Source organism: Ruegeria sp. ANG-R (assembly GCF_000813985.1).
GTDB lineage: Bacteria > Pseudomonadota > Alphaproteobacteria > Rhodobacterales > Rhodobacteraceae > Ruegeria.
In genome coordinates this window covers 169355-187717 of record NZ_JWLJ01000004.1, presented here as the reverse complement: position 1 = coordinate 187717, position 18363 = coordinate 169355, and the positions used below count along the sequence as shown (strand labels likewise).

Sequence of the window (18363 nt, the reverse complement as noted above, 5' to 3'; positions counted from 1 at the left end):
AATATACAAAACTGTATACAGATCTGTGTGCAATTTGAAGCAAAGGAATCGCAGACCATGACGGGGACGAACTACTTGACCGGAGCCGAGGCGATGGTGCGGATGCTCGAGGCGCATGGCGTGCAGCACATGTTCGGCCTGTGTGGCGATACAACTCTGCCATTCTATGATGCGCTGGCCCGGATGGATCACGGTATTCAGCACATTCTGACCCGCGATGAGCGTCATGCGGCCTATATGGCGGATGGCTACGCCCGGGTGACAGGTAAGCCCGGTGTATGTGAAGGTCCGTCCGGGGGTGGAGCAACCTATATTTTACCGGGCGTGGTCGAGGCCAATGAAAGCTCTGTTCCAATACTGGCGATCACCTCCGACGTGGCGACGACCAGCCGGGGGAAGTACCCGCTGACCGAGTTGGATCAGCCTGCGCTGTTCAGCCCGCTGACCAAATGGAACGCGTCTTTGGACGATGCGACCCGGTTGCCAGCAATGGTGCGTGCCGCGTTCCGGGCGATGACGACCGGAACACCCGGGGCGACACATCTGGCTCTGCCCTTCGACACTCAAAAAGCGCAGGTGGACGAGGCCGAGATTTGGGCCGACGCGCGACATCGCAGCTATCCGGCGGAACGCGCAGGACCCGATCTGGATGCGATTGAGGCGGCCGCAGAGATTCTCGCCAAGGCTAAATCCGTTGTGGCTGTCTGCGGAGGGGGGCCGGTTCTGTCCGGGGCCAGCGACGCGCTGCGCCGGGTGGCTGGCCTGCTGGATATGCCCGTTGCCACGACAGTGTCGGGGCAGGGTTCACTCGCCGAAACGGACCCACTGGCGTTGGGTGTCGTTGGATCGAACGGTGGGGTGCCTGCAACGCGCGCGGTCGTAGATGAGGCCGATGTCGTTCTGTTCATCGGATGTCGCGCAGGCTCGGTCACGACCGAGCGTTGGAGGAGTCCCGCGCGCAATGCCGTCATCATTCATATCGACAGCGATCCGATGGTGATTGGAGCCAACTATCCGACCGAAGTGGCGATTTGTGCCGACGCCCGTCTGGCGCTCGAAGCCTTGGCAGAGGCGCTGGAAGTGCGGCAAGACCTGCCAAGGTTCGGCGGTGCCGCCAAGGCCAGCGCCGCATGGACGTCCAAGATGGCTGCCTTCAACCCACTTGCCGCCAGCCGCGACACACCGATCCGGCCCGAGGCGGTTATGGCTTCGCTGATGGATATCCTTGATGATGACGCGATTGTCGTAGCCGATCCGGGAACGCCATGCCCGTACTTCAGCGCGCACTACCGTTGGCGAAAAGCGGGGCGGCATTTTATCACCAACCGGGCACACGGCGCGTTGGGGTATTCTCTGGGCGCTGCAATGGGCGCGCATGTCGGGCGACCGTCGGTGAAGACTCTGTCAGTGATGGGCGACGGTTCTTTTGGTTTTACCTGTGGTGAGTTCGAGACCATGGTGCGGCACAACATGCCTATCACGTCCATTGTCTTCTCTAACTCGGTCTTTGGCTGGATCAAAGCGGGGCAGAATGCTGGGTTTGGTCAGAGATACTACAATGTCGATTTCAACCGCACCGACCACGCCGCCGTTGCCGGAGCCTTCGGCGTGAAATCATGGACGGTGAAGGACCCGGAAGACCTGTCGAAGGTTCTGAAACAGGCTGTTGAGCATGATGGGCCAACGCTGGTCGACATCCATTCACAACCGCTTCACGAGGCGGCGGCGCCTGTCTCGGAATGGGTCGCGTAAGAGGCGATCGAAGGGGTCAGCTGAGCCAGAAAATCCTGCGCGATCGTCGAAAGCGGGCGTCCTTTGGCGGTGATGATGGCCAAATCCAGCATGACGGCTGGTCGAAAGGGGCGGGTCAGGTACCCGCTCTCGCCATCAAAGGTGACGGTGAAAGGGTCGATCATAGCGACCCCCATGCCCTGCTTGACGAAACTCAGCAGGTTTTCTGACAGATGGGTATGAATTTGGGTGCGCCAGGAGCGTCCCGCAGATTGGAAGATATCCCGGGTCCGCCGATGAGTTTGATGTTCCGGTCCCATCACGATGAACGGTTCGTGTTCCAGTATCTCAGGCGTCAGAATGTCATGGGCGGCCAAGGGACTGTTTTCGGGAAAGGTCGCCAGCGTTTCGAACTGAAAGACCTGATAGTTCAGCGTGTCATGCAGAATGGGCATCTCGACAATGCCGATTTCAAACAGGCCCGAGATCACCCATTCCTGGATCTTGGACGAGTATTGCGATTGGAAGCTGACGGAGAGGTTTGGGCGGCTCCTTGCAAACCGCGCAATCTCGCGCGGCATGAAGCCGAAGGATAGCAGATGCGGGGCGGCGACCTGCAACTGGCCGGGGTGCTTGTTCTGCAGGTCCGACACGGCCTGCGCCACGTGATCCAGCCCGCGAACGACCGTATCGACCTCGCGATAAAGAAGCTCGGCCTCGGGGGTTGGCAACAGGCGACCTCTGTTTCGCTCAAACAACGGCAACCGCGCTTCGCGTTCAAGCTGAGCCAGCAGGTTGCTGATACCGGGTTGTGAAATTCCCAGCACCGAAGCTGCGCCCGTCACGGTGCCGGTCTCCATGATGGCGTGAAAGGCCTGTAGCTGGCGAAAACGCAGGGACATCTCTTACTACATCATTTTTCCTGATGATCTCTTGAAAAGATAGTATTTGAAATGATGGTGCGGTCAAGGCACGCTGCCGCCACTGGTTGGGGGTGTAATGGGCGATCTGACGCAGAAAATCATAGGGTACGATCTTTGGCACCTTGAGTTGCCGGTGACGTCCCGCCGAGATCACGGTATCGGGTCCGTCGAGGGCGTATGCGAGGTGGTTATTCTGCGGCTGCGGTCCGAGGACGGCAGTGAGGGTTTTGGGGAAGCATCCCCTTGGTCGGTGTTCACCGGCACGCCAGAGGCCACTTATGCCGCGCTTAATCGCTATTTGCGGCCCCTCGTCGTCGGGGCCAGAGTCGGCGACCGTTCGGCGATTATGGCGCGGGCGGCATATGCCGTGGCCCATTGCACCGAGGCCAAGGCCGCACTGGAAACCGCCCTGCTGGATCTTGCTGGACGGATCAGCAGAATTCCGGTCTGGTCCCTTCTGGGTGGGCGGTGCCGCGATGCCATTCCGCTCAGTTGCTCGATTGCCAACCCGGATTTTTCTCAGGACATCGAGTTGCTGGCGCGTTTGCGGGAGGATGGCGTTCGGATCATAAAGCTCAAGACCGGGTTCAGGGACCACGCTTTCGATATCATGCGGTTGGAGTATCTTGCGCAGAACCACCCAGACATCTCGGTCCGTGTGGATTACAATCAGGGGCTCGGTATCGAGGATGCACCGGCACAGGTTCGGGACGTCGCGCAGTTTGCCCCTGATTTCATCGAACAACCCGTGCGCGCCCATCACTATGGCATGATGGGCAAGTTGAGACAGATGACAGAGGTGCCATTGCTGGCGGACGAAAGCGTCTTTGGTCCGGAGGACATGGAACGGGCGGCGCGCGAAGGTATTTGTGATGGGGTTTCCGTGAAAATCATGAAATCGGGCGGCCTGACCCGTGGGCAAACCGTTGCCCGTATCGCTGCCGCACATGGTCTTACGGCGTATGGCGGGGATATGTTCGAAGCGGGATTGGCGCATCTGGCGGGAACGCACATGATCGCGGCGACGCCGGAAATCACTTTGGGCTGTGAGTTCTATCAAGCAACTTACTTCCTTAAAGAAGACATTCTGGAAGAACCCTTCCAGATAAGTGGCGGCCAGGTTGTGGTTCCCGACGGGCCAGGTCTGGGTAGCAAACCCGATATGACCAAGCTGGAGCACTATGCAGTGGCCAAGGCGGTGGCAGCGTGAGCGGGAAAAAGACTATAGCTATCATTGGCGCGGGGATTGTCGGCGTTTCAGCCGCAGTCTGGCTGCAACGGGACGGTCATAAGGTAATCCTGATCGATAAGGCGGGACCTGGTGAGGGCACCTCACATGGCAACGGTGGCGTACTGGCATCCTGTTCGATTGTTCCGGTAACCGTTCCGGGGCTGCTGAGAAAAGCGCCCAAAATGTTGCTCAGCCCGTCGCAACCTCTGTTTCTAAAATGGGGATATCTGCCAAAATTATTCCCTTGGCTTACGCGTTATCTAAGCCACGCAAACGCTGCCGATGTAGAACGCATCGCCTTGGCGCTGACAGGCATAGTTGGTGACAGCGTGAACGACCACAAGGCGCTGGCCGAGGGCACAGGCGCCGAGAAATGGATCGTGCCATCCGACTACCTGTTTCTGTACAAAGACCGCGCACATTACCAGGATGACGCGTTTGGCTGGGATGTCCGGCGACGGAATGGCTTTACGTGGGACGAGTTGGAGGGCCCGGCCTTTCATGCCTATGATCCGGTTTATAGTGAAGACATCGGTTTCGCGGCGAAGCTCTCGGATCATGGGCATATCACTGATCCGGGTCGTTACGTCAAAGATCTGGCGAAGCACGTGGAAGCAAACGGAGGTGCGGTTCTGCGCGCCTCTGTTGATGATGTCGTCCAGGAAAACGGCAGGATAACGGGTGTCCGTGCAGGTGGAGAAACCATCGCCTGCGACACAGTGATCGTAACCGCTGGCGTGTGGTCAGGCCCTCTGGCCAAACGTTTGGGCGTTTCGGTTCCCCTTGAAAGCGAACGCGGGTATCATCTTGAATTGGTGGAGCCTTCTGCCATGCCGCGCAGTCCGGTCATGGTGGTCTCGGGCAAGTTTGTCGCCACGCCGATGGAAGGGCGTATCCGGCTGGCTGGAATTGTGGAATTCGGCGGGCTTGATGCACCGCCGTCGCGGGCTCCGTTTGAACTGATGCGCAAGAACGCCCGGATGGCCTTCCCGGGTTTGACATGGAAGGAGGAAGTGGAATGGATGGGGCACCGCCCCGCACCGTCTGACTCGATCCCGATCATTGGCGAGGCTCCGGGCATCAGCGGCGCGTATATGGGTTTTGGGCACCATCATATCGGCCTGACGGGTGGGCCTAAAACAGGTCGGCTCCTGGCGCAGATGATTGCGGGCAGAACCCCGAATACGGACATGAGCGTCTACGCACCCTCACGGTTCGCAACATAAAATGGCCGGTACCAAACATCGGCAACTCGACATCCAACAGGGAGAAACATGATGAAGAAACTGACAAGCCTTCTGGCCGCAACCGCTCTGACAGCTGCCGCTGCAGCGCCGGCGATGGCCGAGAAATGGGATATGCCGATGGCCTATTCGGCATCGAATTTCCACTCGGCAACAGGTGCGGAATTCGCCAAATGCGTGACCACCGGTACGGGCGGTGACATTGAAATTGTAACGCACCCCTCGGGATCTTTGTTCAAAGGCGCCGACATCAAGCGTGCGATCCAGACCGGACAAGCTCCGATTGGTGAGCGTCTGCTATCGGGTCACCAGAACGAAAACGCGCTGTTCGGGTTTGACTCGATCCCGTTTCTGGCAACGTCATTCGATGACAGCAACAAGCTTTGGGAAGCGGCCAAACCTTCGATCGAAAAGCTGTTGGCCGAGCAGAACCTGACCCTGCTTTATGCGGTGCCATGGCCGCCGCAGGGCCTTTACTTCAAGGACGAAGTGAACTCGGTCGCGGATATGGAGGGGATCAAGTTCCGCTCCTACAACAATGCCACTTCGCGGCTGGCCGAGCTGACGGGGATGCTGCCTGTCACCATCGAAGCGGCTGAAATCAGCCAGGCATTTGCAACCGGTGTGGCGGATTCCATGGTATCGTCCGGCTCAACCGGTTATGACCGCAAGGTCTGGGAAAGCCTGAACTACTTCTACGAAGTCGATGCGTGGCTGCCGCGTAACTATGTGATGGTGAACTCGGATGTCTGGGCCGGTGTCTCGGATGCCAACAAGAACGTCATCAAGGGCTGTGCGGAGCTGGCCGAATATGCCGGGAATTGGCGCGCCAAGGAGTATACCGGCTTTACGCTTCAGGGTCTGCGCGATGGTGGCATGACCGTCGGTCCCGCGTCTGAGCAGATGACGAATGAGTTGAAAGAGATCGGCGTCATCATGACCAATGAATGGCTTGAAGCCGCGGGCGACGAGGGCAAAGCTATCGTCGACGCGTTCAATTCCTCTCAGTAACGGCTGAGTAACGGGCGGCGGGGTCCTCTGCCGCCCATTCTGCACTCAATCAACGACAAGCGGGGACGGCATGGCGGCATTACGAGGGCTACGGTCCGTACTGGATTTCATCTATCAGGCGGCGGGTGTTCTGGCCGCGCTGAGCCTGATTGCCATACTATTGCTCATCGTGGTTCAGATGCTAGCCCGCTGGACCGGAGAGGTTTTCCCCGGCGCGCCGGACTACGCCGGATATGCCATGGCCGCCGCCTCCTTTCTGGCCTTTGCCAATGCCCTGAATCGGGGCAGCCATATCAGGGTGTCCATCCTGCTGAACGCGGTGCCGGATGGCTTTCGCAGGATTCTCGAAATCTGGTGCTTTACCATCGGCTCGGCCGTCATGTGGTATTTCTGCTGGTACGCTTATCGCTTTGTGTTCTGGAGCTGGAAGTTCAACGACATAAGCCAGGGGCAGGACAAAACCGCCCTTTGGATACCGCAATCAACCATGCTGATCGGAGCGGTCATCCTCGCCATCGCGCTGACCGATCACCTGTTCCATGTTCTGTTCAAGGGGGATCACCGCATCACCCGCGATCTGGCCGATCAGAGCCACGGGGAGTGAGAACATGGAAAACGTATCTGTCATTATCCTCTTCCTCTTCGTTCTCTTTACATTGCTGGGCACCGGTGTCTGGGTCGGGCTGGCCCTGATGGGCGTTGCCTGGGTCGGGATGGAACTGTTCACCTCCCGTCCCGTCGGTGACGTGATGATCACGACCATCTGGTCGGCGTCCTCGTCCTGGACGCTGACCGCGTTGCCGATGTTCATCTGGATGGGTGAGATTCTCTATCGAACGCGATTATCCGAGGACATGTTCAAAGGCTTGTCCCCCTGGATGGCGCCTCTGCCCGGAGGGCTGGTTCATACGAACATCGTTGGATGCACGGTTTTTGCCGCCGTATCCGGGTCATCCGCAGCCACCCTGACCACGGTCGGCAAGATGTCGATCCCGGAACTGCGCAAACGCAATTACCCTGAGCGCATGATCATCGGCACTCTGACGGGGGCAGCTACGCTGGGTCTGATGATCCCGCCGTCACTGACGTTGATCGTCTACGGGGTGACGATCAATGAATCCATCACCAAACTGTTCTTCGCAGGTATCCTGCCGGGCCTCGTGCTGGCGGCGATGTTCATGGGGTATGTCGCGATCTATTCCAAGATCGGCAAGGATTGGAACCCGAATGATGAGGGCAAACTGACCTTCTCTGAAAAGATCAAAAACTCTCGCTTCCTGCTGCCGGTTATCTTGCTGATAGTAGTTGTGATCGGGTCGATGTATCTGGGCTATGCCACGGCCACCGAGGCCGCCGCTTTTGGCGTGATCGGGGGCCTTTTACTGGCCGCAGGGCAGGGGTCGCTGAACTGGAAGACGTTCACCGAAAGCCTGATGGGCGCAACCCGCACCAGTGCCATGATTGCTCTGATCCTTGCGGGCGCCGCGTTCCTGTCGCTGTCGATGGGTTTCACCGGCCTGCCGCGCGGGCTTGCGGATTTGATTGCAGGATGGGAACTGACGCGGTTCGAACTGCTGATGGTTCTGCTGGTGTTCTACGTCATCCTGGGCTGTTTCCTTGATGGGATTTCATCAGTTGTGCTGACCATGGCCGTCGTTGAGCCGATGATCCGCGACGCCGGGATCGATCTGATCTGGTTCGGCATCTTCATCGTGGTCGTTGTCGAAATGGCGCAGATCACTCCGCCGATCGGCTTCAACCTGTTCGTCATGCAGGGAATGACCAACCACGAAATGAGCTATATTGCGCGGGCTGCAATACCGATGTTCCTGATCATGGTTCTGATGGTGTTCGTGCTGATCTGGTTCCCTGAACTGGCCACTTGGTTACCCGAAAACCTGCGTCAGAGCCCCGGAGGGTAGTGGGTATTGAGCCCGCTCCACCTCGCGGCGCGTCACGGCCCTTACGTGCTGGTTTCAGGGCTGGCGGCGGGCCTTCTGCTGCCCGGATTGGCCGAGCCCATGCGACCGCTGCTGTCGCCTCTGGTCATGGTCCTGCTGTTTCTGACGCTGCTGCGAATGGAACCGGGCGCCATTCTGGGATCGTTGGCTGATCTGCGTCAGGTTGCCAGAGCGATTGTCGGTTTCCAGCTCATCGTGCCCTTGATAGTGGCCGCAATAGGGTTTGCCGGTGGTTGGACCGGCGCGCCGGTTTTCCTGTCTTTGCTGATCATGGCTTCGGCGCCCTCAATTTCGGGAAGCCCCAATATGTGTCTGATGATGGGGTACCCTGCGGAATATGCGATGCGTCTGGTCGTGGTCGGGACCGCGGTTCTGCCATTGACCGCGTTGCCCATATTCTGGCTGATGCCGGAACTGGGTGATATTCAGACCGTCCTGATCGCCGCGCTTCGTCTGTTTCTTACGATTGCAATCGCAATTCTTGCAGCCGTAGTTTTGCGACGGACCTTTCTGCGCCAACCGTCAACGGCGACGCTTCTAAATCTGGAAGGCGCGGCTACGATCACGCTTGCCGTTTTTGTGGTGGGTCTGATGCCATCTGTCAGCGCGACGGCGCTTCTGCACCCAAGTGTAGCGGTTTTCTGGATCGTGTTTGCCTGCCTGATCAATTTTGGGGCGCAGATTATCTCGTTCCAGCTGACGCAGACCAGAATGCCCGCAGCCGAAGCGACAGCAGTGTCGTTGATCGCCGGGAACAGGAATATCGCGATTTTCTTTGTGGCTCTGCCACCTGAAGTGACCGCGCCTATCATGGTGTTTATCGGGGCCTATCAGATTCCGATGTACCTTACGCCGCTGATCATGCGCCGCCTTTACCGGCGGACAGGTTCGACAAGTTGACTGGGTTGTTCGAGCGGATCAGAAAGTCGATTTCCGGTTAAAATAGGTCGTGCGTGAGTCGACTCCGTTTTGCTGGCTGCCTGATGAACAGAGCATTCGCAGACTAGCAAAAAGGAAAACAAATGTCCGATAATTCGGAAACCGACTATGAGGTTGGGCAGGACAACGTCCAGATCATGGGCCTCGACGTCCATAATCCGGTCTTTGCTGTTTCGGGTCTTACGATCATTGCCTTCGTGTTCTTCTCGCTCGTGTTCCGAGAGCAAGCGGCCGAGTTCTTTGGTTGGCTTCGCCCGGCACTGACAAGCAATTTTGACTGGGTGTTCATGATCGCATGTAACATCTTCGTCGTCTTTTCGATCCTGCTGGTCGTGACGCCTTACGGCTCGATCCGGCTGGGTGGCGATGACGCCAAACCTGACTACAGCTACGCTGGCTGGTTCTCGATGCTGTTTGCAGCGGGGATGGGTATCGGGCTGGTGTTCTGGGGCGTGGCCGAACCGATTTCCCACTACGGTGCTTCATTTGGTGGAGTGGCTTTCGGAGAAGACGGCGTGCGGACCGATTGGGCACCTCTGGGTGCGGGTCTTGAAGACCCCGAAGCGTCGCGCAGATTGGCGATGGCGGCGACCATTTTCCACTGGGGTGCACACCCTTGGGCAATTTATGCGGTGGTTGCGCTGGCGCTGGCATTTTTCAGCTTCAATCGCGGCCTGCCACTGACCATGCGTTCCGTTTTCTATCCGATTTTTGGGGAAGCAACCTGGGGTCCGCTGGGACACATCATTGATGTGCTTGCTGTTTTTGCGACTATCTTTGGTCTTGCGACCTCGCTGGGGCTTGGCGCGACACAAGCTCTTGCAGGTTTGAACTACTTGTTTGACGTGCCCGTTACCGACGGGATGAAGGTGCTTTTGATCGGGCTGATCACCGCATTTGCGCTGGTGTCGGTTGTTGCTGGTCTGGACAAAGGTGTCAAACGTCTGTCCGAGGCCAACATGATCCTGGCAGCAGCATTGCTTTTGCTGGTTCTGATTGTCGGACCAACCGTGGCGATACTGACCGGGTTTCTGGATAGTCTGTTTGAATATGTGGTTGCACTGCCGTCCCTCTCGAACTGGATCGGTCGTGAAGATACCAACTTCATGCAGGGTTGGACCACGTTCTACTGGGCCTGGTGGATCTCCTGGTCGCCCTTTGTCGGGATGTTTATTGCCCGTATTTCCAAAGGTAGAACTGTTCGTGAGTTCGTCGTATGTGTCATCCTGATCCCGACAATTGTCGGTGCGCTCTGGATGAGCGTATTTGGCGGTGCAGCTCTGGATCAGGTGATGTCCGGCAACGGGCAGGAGCTGTCGGATGCAGCCCTGGAACTGAAGATGTTCACCATGTTCGAGGCTTTCCCGATGACCGGATTGCTTTCCTTCATCGGGATTATTCTTGTGGTCGTGTTCTTCGTGACCAGTTCGGATTCGGGTTCGCTGGTGATCGATACCATCACTGCCGGCGGAAAAACCGATGCCCCTACCGCGCAGCGCGTGTTCTGGTGCATTCTGGAAGGTGCTATTGCAGTTGTGTTGCTGTTGGGCGGTGGGTTAGGCGCGTTGCAGGCCGCGGCGATCGCGACCGGCTTCCCATTTGCCATTGTTCTGGTGCTGATGTGCGTGTCGATCTTCATAGGACTGGCGAACGAACGCCGCCGTCGCTAGGGATTGCATCAACACGGAAACTGCCCGGCTTCGCGCCGGGCAGTTCTACATCTCGCTAACAAAACATCTGTTGACGCTGATCAGGCGGTGTCCACCGCTAGCGGGCGTTGCGCCGCTATCCGCTCTGTTGCTGGTCGCCAACGCCAACGCCGATGTAGGTCTCGAATCCTGAACCCATTACAATGCCCGGGGAATAGATGTTGCGCAGGTCGACCATGCGGGCCGATTTCATCTTCTCGGCCAGTTCATTCAGGTTCAGCGCGCGGAACTCGTTCCACTCGGTCAGCAGGACAACCGCATCCGCATCAGCTGCGGCGGCATAAGGGTCATCCAGCCACTCGACGCCCGGCAGCAAGGCTTCTCCTTCGGCGCGGCCCTGCGGATCAACCACGCGTACGCGGGCTCCACCGCCGATAAGGGCTGGGACTATGGTCAGGGATGGCGCGTCGCGCATGTCATCGGTGTTGGGTTTGAACGTAACACCCAGTACCGCAACGGTCTTGCCGTTGAACGTATCATCGCAGACGTCCCTGATCTTTTCGATCATCCGCTTCTTGATGCCATCATTCACACGGATCACTGTTTCGGTGATCTGCATCGGGTGGGCGTGTTCCTGACCGATCCGCGCCAGCGCGGCGGTATCTTTCGGGAAGCATGACCCGCCATAGCCGGGTCCCGCGTGCAGAAACTTGTTGCCGATCCGTCCATCCAGACCAATGCCGCGTGCGACCTCTTTGACATCGCCACCGACGCGTTCGCACAGACCGGCGATTTCGTTGATGAAAGTGATCTTTGTGGCAAGAAAAGCGTTGGCGGCATATTTGATCATCTCGGCGCTTTCCAGATCGGTGGTCAGGATCGGGAAGTCGCGCAAATAGAGTGGGCGATAAATCTCGCCCATGACCTCTGCGGCGCGCTCGCTTTCGACGCCAACGACGACGCGGTCGGGGCGCATGAAATCATCGATCGCGGCCCCCTCACGCAGGAACTCCGGGTTCGAGGCTACATCAAATTCCGCTTTGGGATTGGCGTTCGATACCACCGCGTGAACCTTGCGGTTGGTTCCGACCGGGACGGTCGATTTTGTGACGACAACGGTATAGTCGGTTATGGCGCGGGCGATCTCTTCGGCGGCAGCCATCACATAGGTCAGGTCGGCATGTCCATCTCCGCGCCGCGTCGGCGTTCCAACCGCAATAAAGACTGCATCTGCCCCATCGACGGCTGTGGAGAGATCGGTGGTGAAGGTCAGGCGACCGGCAGCTACGTTCTTGGCCATCAGGACGTCGAGACCCGGTTCATAGATCGGTACTTCGCCGGCCTGGAGCATCTCGATCTTACGTTCGGATTTATCGACACAAATCACATCATGACCAAAGTCCGAAAAGCAAACACCGGACACCAATCCAACATACCCGGTGCCAATCATCGCAATGCGCATTTATCGAATTCCTTTCTTTGGTTTTCGCCAGTGGCGCATGTATTGGTCTCTGTCGACCGCTGACCTGAGAGCTTTGGTTGCTCGGGATTTACGACCGCGTAAGTTTTTCTTTTCGCTATAAACGACCGCTCGAAATACAGGAGTGTTGATCGGTATGCATGTGAAAATCCAACGGGACGTTTTTCTTCGCGACCGAATATGCTTTTTGTGGTGGAATGTTCAAGTGCTGTTAGTGCTCCGGTAAGATCAGGCATTCTGGTTGGCACAAAAAAACTGGCCCGCTCAGAAAAACCCTGGGTACTTGAATCGCGGTTATCGTCCCGCCCGATTGTACGGTCAGGAAGGTCAAACCGTATCTGGATGCAAAGCGGGGGTTTTATCCGACCGAGCTTGGTGCGTGAGCCTACTGGTCCGTGGGCCTTCCTCAGTTGCCCTGGTTTCTTTCGGCCAGCCGTTCGAGATTGACGACTGTGGACAACATGAGCCTGTCGTGACTCCAACCATCGGCCTGACGTACGGACGCTGATCCGAAGGCCAGAATCCCGACAAACGCCAATGCACATCCACACACCAGTGAATTGAAAGGACGGTACCGTCGAGGCGCCTCGGACAACGCCAGGACACGCTGCCGAAGTACACGCTTGGCCCGACCACCGCTGACCAACGCGACGTTCAGTACATAGGAGCCATCGCGCGAGATAATCCGACCGCAATAGTCCAGCAGGCAGTTTGCATAGTCGGAAGCATTCAGGCGGCGCCTTGACACTATGGACTGATCGCACCCCAGTTCGCGCAGGCGCTCGAATTCGTATTTCAGTACGATATAGGCAGGGTTCCAGAAAAGAAGTGGACGCAGGAGTTCCAGCATCAACTGCCACTCCACATCACCGGCGCGCACGTGTTGAAATTCGTGCGCGATTGCGAACCGCAGCTCATCCGGTTTGTCGAGCAGATAGGTGGGCAACACCACATGCCGCCGCCAGAGACCGCGCACTGCAAATGGCACCGATATACGATCTGACAAACGGATATCCACTTTGGCGGATCGCCGCCAGAGAAAGCTTGTGTTGACCGTTTCACGAACCCGGAGGGCGGCATGTGCGACGCGCAACACCAGTGCGACCGCACCGATGGCAAGTACGACAAAGATCAGGGTTGCACCGAAAGAGCCCCCATTCAGGACGTTTTCAGCCCACCGTTCCCGAGCGTTGAGCAAGCTTTCAAACTGGGTCGCGGGCAACGCTATGTCTCCGCGCAAGTACGCTGCAACCGCTATGTCACCGATGGCGACAGGCCGGCCCGGAAGCGCAACTTTCAGAATTTCCGATAGTCCGATCGCAAGCATCGGGCTTAGCACAATGCACAGTAACAGCACCTTGAGGACGCGCAACTGAGCAAAATACGCAAAGCGAAGAGACGTGTGTTTCATAGCGAAACGCGCCCCGAGCCAGACCAACAAAGATAGAACCATAACCAAATTGAGTTCGAGATAAATATCGAGAACCGGTTTAACTGCTGTCATTTTGCAGTCTCCTCTCTACCAGTGCTCGAATGTCCTCAAGGTCGGCTTCTGTCAGCCCCGCATCGTCGACCAGCCGCGCCACCAAGGTGGCGGGCGTATCATCGAACAATGTGCGGGACAGATTCTGAAGCGACCGCGCCTGATATCTGTCTTTTTCCAGAAGGGGCCTGTAGATCAGTGTTTTTCCATCCTTGCGGCTTTCGACAAAGCCTTTCTCATCGAGAATACGCAAGATGGTTGCGCCGGATGTATAGGCCAGATTGCGCTCTGGTGGCAGGCGATCAAGAACGTCACGGACCGAGCCCTCACCAAGGGCCCAAAGCTCGTTCATGAACTCCAGTTCGACCTCGGTCAGCAGATTGGATGTTTTTTTCTTTCGCATCGGTCTTGTTGTCGCCATGTCTTAGTATGCCCGCCAGACAAGCATCCTTTCGTCATTTCTCAAAGCCTAAACTTTCCAGAACACGAAAATGCCCCAGCCCACAGACAGGAAAAGGGGTGTCCAGACAGGTTGGCCGACCAGACCGAGCCACGCGAGGAAGATATACGCCGAACCCAGCAGGGTGATGAACAGCCGATCCCCCAGCGTAGTGGTTAGCCCCAGCACGCCGCGCCGTTCGATTCCGTCCCGGAACTTGAACCCTTCCAGAATGCCGATCAGGGCGATTGCTGAGAAAATGCCAACGAATACCGCCAGCGTTGCCGGCGTCCAGGCCATCCAGAAATCGGGCCACAGCGGATCGGTCCAGGAAAACCCCTTTTCCTCTTGCTGACCGACATTGCCCCATCCGGCCTGCGCCTGGGCATAAGCTGCGGAGGGAAGAAAGGGGAGGGCGAGAAGAAGTTTGCGCATATCGAACCTCACACACGTCCCATCGCGAAGCCGCGCGCGATGTAGTTGCGGACAAACCAGATAACGATGGCTCCGGGAATGATGGTCAGGGTGCCCGCTGCCGCCAGCAGGCCCAACTCGTACCCCGCGCTGGAGGCCGTGCGGGTCATCACCGCAGCGATGGGTTTGGCCTCAACCGCAGTCAGGGTTTTCGCCAGCAGCATTTCAACCCATGAGAACATGAAACAGAAGAACGCTGCCACACCCACGCCCGCTTTGATGTTGGGCAGGAAGATCGTCACGAAGAAGCGCGGGAAAGAATAGCCATCGACATAGGCCGTCTCATCCAGCTCTTTGGGGATGCCGCGCATAAAGCCTTCCAGAATCCAGACCGCAAGCGGGACATTGAACAGAGTATGCGCCAGCGCCACGGCCAGATATGTGTCGAACAGGCCAATGGACGAATACAACTGAAAGAACGGCAGCGCGAACACCGCAGCCGGAGCCATCCTGTTGGTCAGCAGCCAGAAAAACAGCTGTTTGTCGCCCAGGAACCGGTAGCGCGAGAACGCATAGGCCGCAGGCAGCGCAACACAGACCGACAGTACGGTATTCAGCGTCACGTAGGCGATGGAGTTAATGTAACCCCAGTACCATGTCGGATCGGTGAAAATGGTGACATAGTTCTCCAGGGTGAAGGTCTGGGGGAACAGCGAAAAGCCCGAAAGGATCTCGTTCGTGGTCTTGAAGGACATCGCCACCAGCCAATAGATCGGCAGCATCAGGAACGCGATATAGAGGATCGGGATAAGAGACCGCTTCTTCATTGCGCGTCATCCTTTGTCATCAGAGTGTAGAAGACCCAAGAGACCAGCAGCGTAATAGCGAAGTAGATCAGGCTCATCGCGGCTGCGGGGCCGAGGTCGAACTGCCCCAGCGCGATCTTCACAAGGTCAATCGACAGCAGGGTGGTCGAGTTGCCGGGGCCGCCCCCGGTCAGGACGAAGGGTTCGGTATAGATGTTGAAACTGTCCATGAACCGCAGCAGAACGGCAATTGTCAGAACGGTCTTCATCTTGGGTAATTGGATATAGCGGAACACGGACCACGGGCTGGCGCCGTCGATCTTGGCGGCCTGATAATAGGCGTCCGGGATCGATACGAGCCCCGCATAGCACAGCAGAACGACCAGTGATGTCCAGTGCCAGACGTCCATGACCACGACGGTAATCCACGCCGAAATCGGTTGCTGAGTCATGTCATAGTTGACGCCCAGCACGTCATTCAGGAAGTATCCCAGCAGGCCGATCTGGGGCAGGGTGAAGATGTTCCACATCGAGCCCACCACGTTCCACGGGATCAGCATCGGCAGCGCCATAAGAACCAGACAGACCGGCACCCAGAAGCCTTTGCGCGGCATTGACAACGCCACGATGATGCCCAGAGGCACTTCGATGATCAGGATAAGCGCAGTGAATAGGAACTGCCGTCCCAATGCGGCCTGAAACCGGTCGGACCGCAGGATTTGCTCGAACCAGCCAAGACCCTCCCAGAAGAACTGATTGTTGCCGAAGGTTTCCTGCACCGAGTAGTTGACGACCGTCATCATCGGCACCAGCGCATTGAACGCGACCAGCGCCAGAACCGGCAGGACAAAGAACCATGCTTTTTGGTTTTCGGTTCTCATTGCGCCCGCTCCTCGGTTGCGATCCAGCCGTCGCGGTAGACGCGGGAATGTTCGGGTTTGAATTGCAGAAATACCTGCGAGCCCGGTTCGGGCACGTCATGTTCGGTGACTGCCTTGAGGGCCGTGTTGCCGACCATTGCACTGACCACATAGTGGCGGCCAATGTCCGACACTTTGGTTACATGTGCCGGAATGCCGGTGTCGCCAAAGTCCACATATTCGGGGCGTATGCCCAGATCGGTGCGGCCTCCCTCACCCTGGGTCGGTCCTTCCAGAATGACCTCATGGCCTTCGAACACAGCGCGGTCTCCATTCGTCTCGCAGGGCAGAACGTTCATACCGGGCGAGCCGATAAAGTGGCCGACAAACGTGTGCTGAGGCCGTTCGAACAATTCAACCGGGGTGCCGATCTGCACAACCTCGCCTTCCTGCATCACCACGACCTCATCCGCGAAGGTCAGCGCCTCGGTCTGGTCGTGTGTTACGTAAATCATCGTTGCTTTGACCCGCTGATGCAGCTCTTTCAGCTTTGATCGCAGCTTCCATTTCAGATGTGGATCAATCACTGTCAGAGGCTCATCGAACATCACCGCGTTCACGTCGTCGCGCACCAACCCGCGCCCCATCGAAATTTTCTGCTTGTTGTCAGGGCTTAGACCCGAGGCACGGATGTCCAGCATATCCGCGACGTCCAGCATTTCGGCGATCTCGTCGACCCGGCGCTTGATAGTAGCGCTGTCAACACCACGGTTCTTCAGAGGAAATGCCAGATTCTCACCGACGGTCATCGTGTCGTAAATCACGGGAAACTGGAACACCTGTGCGATGTTGCGCCGGTCGGGGGGCAAGTCCGTAACGTCCTGACCGTCGAACAGGATTTGCCCTTCCGAGGGCGTTAGCAGGCCCGAGATGATGTTCAGCAATGTGGATTTGCCGCAGCCCGAAGGGCCGAGCAACGCATAGGCCCCTCCGTCACGCCAGGTCACGTCGATTTCTTTCAGCGCATAGTCCTCGGGGCCTTTGGGCGTCGGGAAATAGCTATGGCGGAGGTTTGAAAGCTTGATCTGTGCCATGTCAGGCCACCCTTTTGCCGTCTTGGCCGAAGTACCGGCAATGGGCCGGGTTCATGTAGAAACTGTGATCTTCGCCGACCTGATACGGGTAAACGCCCGTTGCCAGGGAGACCCAATCCTCATCGCCATGTTGAAAATGAGCGCTGGAGTCCGAGCCGGACAGCTCGGTCACGATCACGCGCCCGGTTAGTTCGACGTCCGCCTCGGATGTTCTGAACGGAGTCACCCGGTGCGGGCGCACGGCGACCATGTAGTCTCCATCGGCCATGTCTGAAACGGTCCAGCCACCGCCTCCGGCCAGATGTGCTTGCGCGTCGGACACGGTGATCCGGGCGACATTGATCGGAGGATCAGAGAACACACGCGCGGCGGCAATATTCTCGGGGTTGCGATAGATGTCGGTGGTCGGGCCGAATTGCGTGACGCGACCGTCTTCCATAAGGGCCGTATAGCCCCCCAGCAAGAGCGCCTCTTCCGGCTCCGATGTTGCGTAAACAACAACAGCCCCTCGTCCCGCAAACAGATCGGGCAGTTGCTCGCGCAGCTCTTCACGCAGCTTGTAATCGAGGTTTGCCAAAGGCTCATCCAGAAACACGGCCCGGCTCTCTTTGGCGATAGCGCGGGCCAGCGCCGTCCGTTGCTGTTGCCCGCCCGACAGCTCATGCGGACGGCGATCAAGCATCGGACGCAGTTGCAACAGGTCGGCGGCTTCTTCAACGCGACCTTCGATCTCGGATTTGGCCATGCCCGCCACACGTAGCGGCGAGGCGATGTTGTCGAAAACCGTCATATGGGGGTAGTTCACGAAGAACTGGTGCACCAGGCTGATCTGACGTTTCTGTGTGTTCAGTCGGGTGACATCCTGCCCGTCCATCAAAACCTTGCCCGACGCGATCGGGTCGAGCCCGGCCATCATCTTGATCAGAGAGGTCTTGCCCGAACCGGTCGCGCCCAACAGCACGTTGAAATGGCCGGTTTGCAGCGTAAGGTTCGTGGGCTTGATATGGATGACATTGCCAACCCGTTTGGTGGCGTCTTGTAGTTCGATCATGTCCGTGAGTTCCGATCCGTCAGTGCCGGGCACTGGTCTTTGAGTTG

At 57.7% G+C, this 18363-nt stretch carries 17 protein-coding genes; 8 read left to right on the top strand and 9 right to left on the bottom strand.

Annotated elements, in window-relative coordinates; translation table 11 throughout:
• Positions 1-57: 57 nt before the first annotated feature.
• Positions 58-1752 (top strand): thiamine pyrophosphate-binding protein, encoded by a 1695-nt coding sequence (locus RA27_RS12745; protein WP_039539997.1) that lies wholly within the window; start codon positions 58-60, stop codon positions 1750-1752.
• Here RA27_RS12745 and RA27_RS12740 read toward each other — a convergent pair.
• Positions 1713-2633 carry a LysR family transcriptional regulator gene (locus tag RA27_RS12740; protein ID WP_039539414.1) on the bottom strand — a complete coding sequence of 307 codons (921 nt, stop codon included), beginning with the start codon at positions 2631-2633 and terminating at the stop codon, positions 1713-1715. The genes RA27_RS12745 and RA27_RS12740 overlap by 40 nt on opposite strands.
• 97 nt (positions 2634-2730) lie before the next feature.
• Between RA27_RS12740 and RA27_RS12735 the strand changes: the two genes are divergently transcribed.
• From RA27_RS12735 to RA27_RS12705, 7 genes are all read left to right on the top strand, one after another.
• The gene (locus RA27_RS12735; protein ID WP_039539412.1) at positions 2731-3864 is read left to right on the top strand and encodes an enolase C-terminal domain-like protein; all 1134 of its coding nucleotides are present in this window, start codon (positions 2731-2733) and stop codon (positions 3862-3864) included.
• On the top strand, positions 3861-5111 hold the full coding sequence (locus RA27_RS12730; protein ID WP_039539410.1) for an FAD-binding oxidoreductase: 1251 nt from the start codon (positions 3861-3863) through the stop codon (positions 5109-5111). The genes RA27_RS12735 and RA27_RS12730 overlap by 4 nt, the downstream gene beginning before the upstream one ends.
• Before the next feature lie 51 nt (positions 5112-5162).
• Positions 5163-6140: a TRAP transporter substrate-binding protein gene (locus RA27_RS12725; protein ID WP_039539408.1), complete on the top strand. Its 978-nt coding sequence runs from the start codon at positions 5163-5165 to the stop codon at positions 6138-6140.
• 70 nt (positions 6141-6210) lie between these two features.
• Positions 6211-6744: a TRAP transporter small permease gene (locus RA27_RS12720; RefSeq protein ID WP_039539406.1), complete on the top strand. Its 534-nt coding sequence runs from the start codon at positions 6211-6213 to the stop codon at positions 6742-6744.
• Between the two features lie 4 nt (positions 6745-6748).
• Positions 6749-8062: a TRAP transporter large permease subunit gene (locus tag RA27_RS12715; RefSeq protein WP_039539403.1), complete on the top strand. Its 1314-nt coding sequence runs from the start codon at positions 6749-6751 to the stop codon at positions 8060-8062.
• A 6-nt stretch (positions 8063-8068) separates the two neighbouring features.
• Entirely contained in the window at positions 8069-9001 is a 933-nt protein-coding gene (locus RA27_RS12710) for a hypothetical protein (RefSeq protein WP_039539400.1), read from the top strand.
• 122 nt (positions 9002-9123) lie between these two features.
• Positions 9124-10710, top strand: a complete 1587-nt coding sequence (locus tag RA27_RS12705) for a BCCT family transporter (RefSeq protein ID WP_039539397.1) — start codon at positions 9124-9126, stop codon at positions 10708-10710.
• 115 nt (positions 10711-10825) lie between these two features.
• Here RA27_RS12705 and RA27_RS12700 read toward each other — a convergent pair whose 3' ends face one another.
• The 8 genes from RA27_RS12700 to RA27_RS12665 form a co-directional block, all read right to left on the bottom strand.
• The gene (locus RA27_RS12700) at positions 10826-12151 is read right to left on the bottom strand and encodes a UDP-glucose/GDP-mannose dehydrogenase family protein (RefSeq protein WP_039539394.1); all 1326 of its coding nucleotides are present in this window, start codon (positions 12149-12151) and stop codon (positions 10826-10828) included.
• 424 nt (positions 12152-12575) lie between these two features.
• Positions 12576-13673 (bottom strand): M56 family metallopeptidase, encoded by a 1098-nt coding sequence (locus RA27_RS12695; RefSeq protein WP_039539391.1) that lies wholly within the window; start codon positions 13671-13673, stop codon positions 12576-12578.
• Entirely contained in the window at positions 13660-14055 is a 396-nt protein-coding gene (locus tag RA27_RS12690) for a BlaI/MecI/CopY family transcriptional regulator (protein WP_039539387.1), read from the bottom strand. Before RA27_RS12690 ends, RA27_RS12695 begins: the two co-directional genes overlap by 14 nt.
• Before the next feature lie 66 nt (positions 14056-14121).
• Positions 14122-14526 carry a DUF2160 domain-containing protein gene (locus RA27_RS12685; RefSeq protein ID WP_039539384.1) on the bottom strand — a complete coding sequence of 135 codons (405 nt, stop codon included), beginning with the start codon at positions 14524-14526 and terminating at the stop codon, positions 14122-14124.
• Positions 14527-14534: 8 nt separating this feature from the next.
• Positions 14535-15332 (bottom strand): carbohydrate ABC transporter permease, encoded by a 798-nt coding sequence (locus tag RA27_RS12680; RefSeq protein ID WP_039539381.1) that lies wholly within the window; start codon positions 15330-15332, stop codon positions 14535-14537.
• The gene (locus RA27_RS12675) at positions 15329-16192 is read right to left on the bottom strand and encodes a sugar ABC transporter permease (RefSeq protein WP_039539378.1); all 864 of its coding nucleotides are present in this window, start codon (positions 16190-16192) and stop codon (positions 15329-15331) included. Before RA27_RS12675 ends, RA27_RS12680 begins: the two co-directional genes overlap by 4 nt.
• Positions 16189-17265 (bottom strand): ABC transporter ATP-binding protein, encoded by a 1077-nt coding sequence (locus tag RA27_RS12670; protein ID WP_039539375.1) that lies wholly within the window; start codon positions 17263-17265, stop codon positions 16189-16191. Before RA27_RS12670 ends, RA27_RS12675 begins: the two co-directional genes overlap by 4 nt.
• A gap of 1 nt (position 17266) precedes the next feature.
• Positions 17267-18316, bottom strand: a complete 1050-nt coding sequence (locus RA27_RS12665) for an ABC transporter ATP-binding protein (protein ID WP_039539994.1) — start codon at positions 18314-18316, stop codon at positions 17267-17269.
• Positions 18317-18363 lie beyond the last annotated feature (47 nt).

Coding starts and splice junctions, on each gene's coding strand:
- RA27_RS12670 (WP_039539375.1), bottom strand. CDS start 17,265: ATGGCACAGATCAAGCTTTCAAACCTCCGCCATAGCTATTTCCCGACG.
- RA27_RS12680 (WP_039539381.1), bottom strand. CDS start 15,332: ATGAAGAAGCGGTCTCTTATCCCGATCCTCTATATCGCGTTCCTGATG.
- RA27_RS12725 (WP_039539408.1), top strand. CDS start 5,163: ATGAAGAAACTGACAAGCCTTCTGGCCGCAACCGCTCTGACAGCTGCC.
- RA27_RS12705 (WP_039539397.1), top strand. CDS start 9,124: ATGTCCGATAATTCGGAAACCGACTATGAGGTTGGGCAGGACAACGTC.
- RA27_RS12740 (WP_039539414.1), bottom strand. CDS start 2,633: ATGTCCCTGCGTTTTCGCCAGCTACAGGCCTTTCACGCCATCATGGAG.
- RA27_RS12735 (WP_039539412.1), top strand. CDS start 2,731: ATGGGCGATCTGACGCAGAAAATCATAGGGTACGATCTTTGGCACCTT.
- RA27_RS12665 (WP_039539994.1), bottom strand. CDS start 18,316: ATGATCGAACTACAAGACGCCACCAAACGGGTTGGCAATGTCATCCAT.
- RA27_RS12715 (WP_039539403.1), top strand. CDS start 6,749: ATGGAAAACGTATCTGTCATTATCCTCTTCCTCTTCGTTCTCTTTACA.
- RA27_RS12700 (WP_039539394.1), bottom strand. CDS start 12,151: ATGCGCATTGCGATGATTGGCACCGGGTATGTTGGATTGGTGTCCGGT.
- RA27_RS12695 (WP_039539391.1), bottom strand. CDS start 13,673: ATGACAGCAGTTAAACCGGTTCTCGATATTTATCTCGAACTCAATTTG.
- RA27_RS12690 (WP_039539387.1), bottom strand. CDS start 14,055: ATGCGAAAGAAAAAAACATCCAATCTGCTGACCGAGGTCGAACTGGAG.
- RA27_RS12685 (WP_039539384.1), bottom strand. CDS start 14,526: ATGCGCAAACTTCTTCTCGCCCTCCCCTTTCTTCCCTCCGCAGCTTAT.
- RA27_RS12745 (WP_039539997.1), top strand. CDS start 58: ATGACGGGGACGAACTACTTGACCGGAGCCGAGGCGATGGTGCGGATG.
- RA27_RS12720 (WP_039539406.1), top strand. CDS start 6,211: ATGGCGGCATTACGAGGGCTACGGTCCGTACTGGATTTCATCTATCAG.
- RA27_RS12675 (WP_039539378.1), bottom strand. CDS start 16,192: ATGAGAACCGAAAACCAAAAAGCATGGTTCTTTGTCCTGCCGGTTCTG.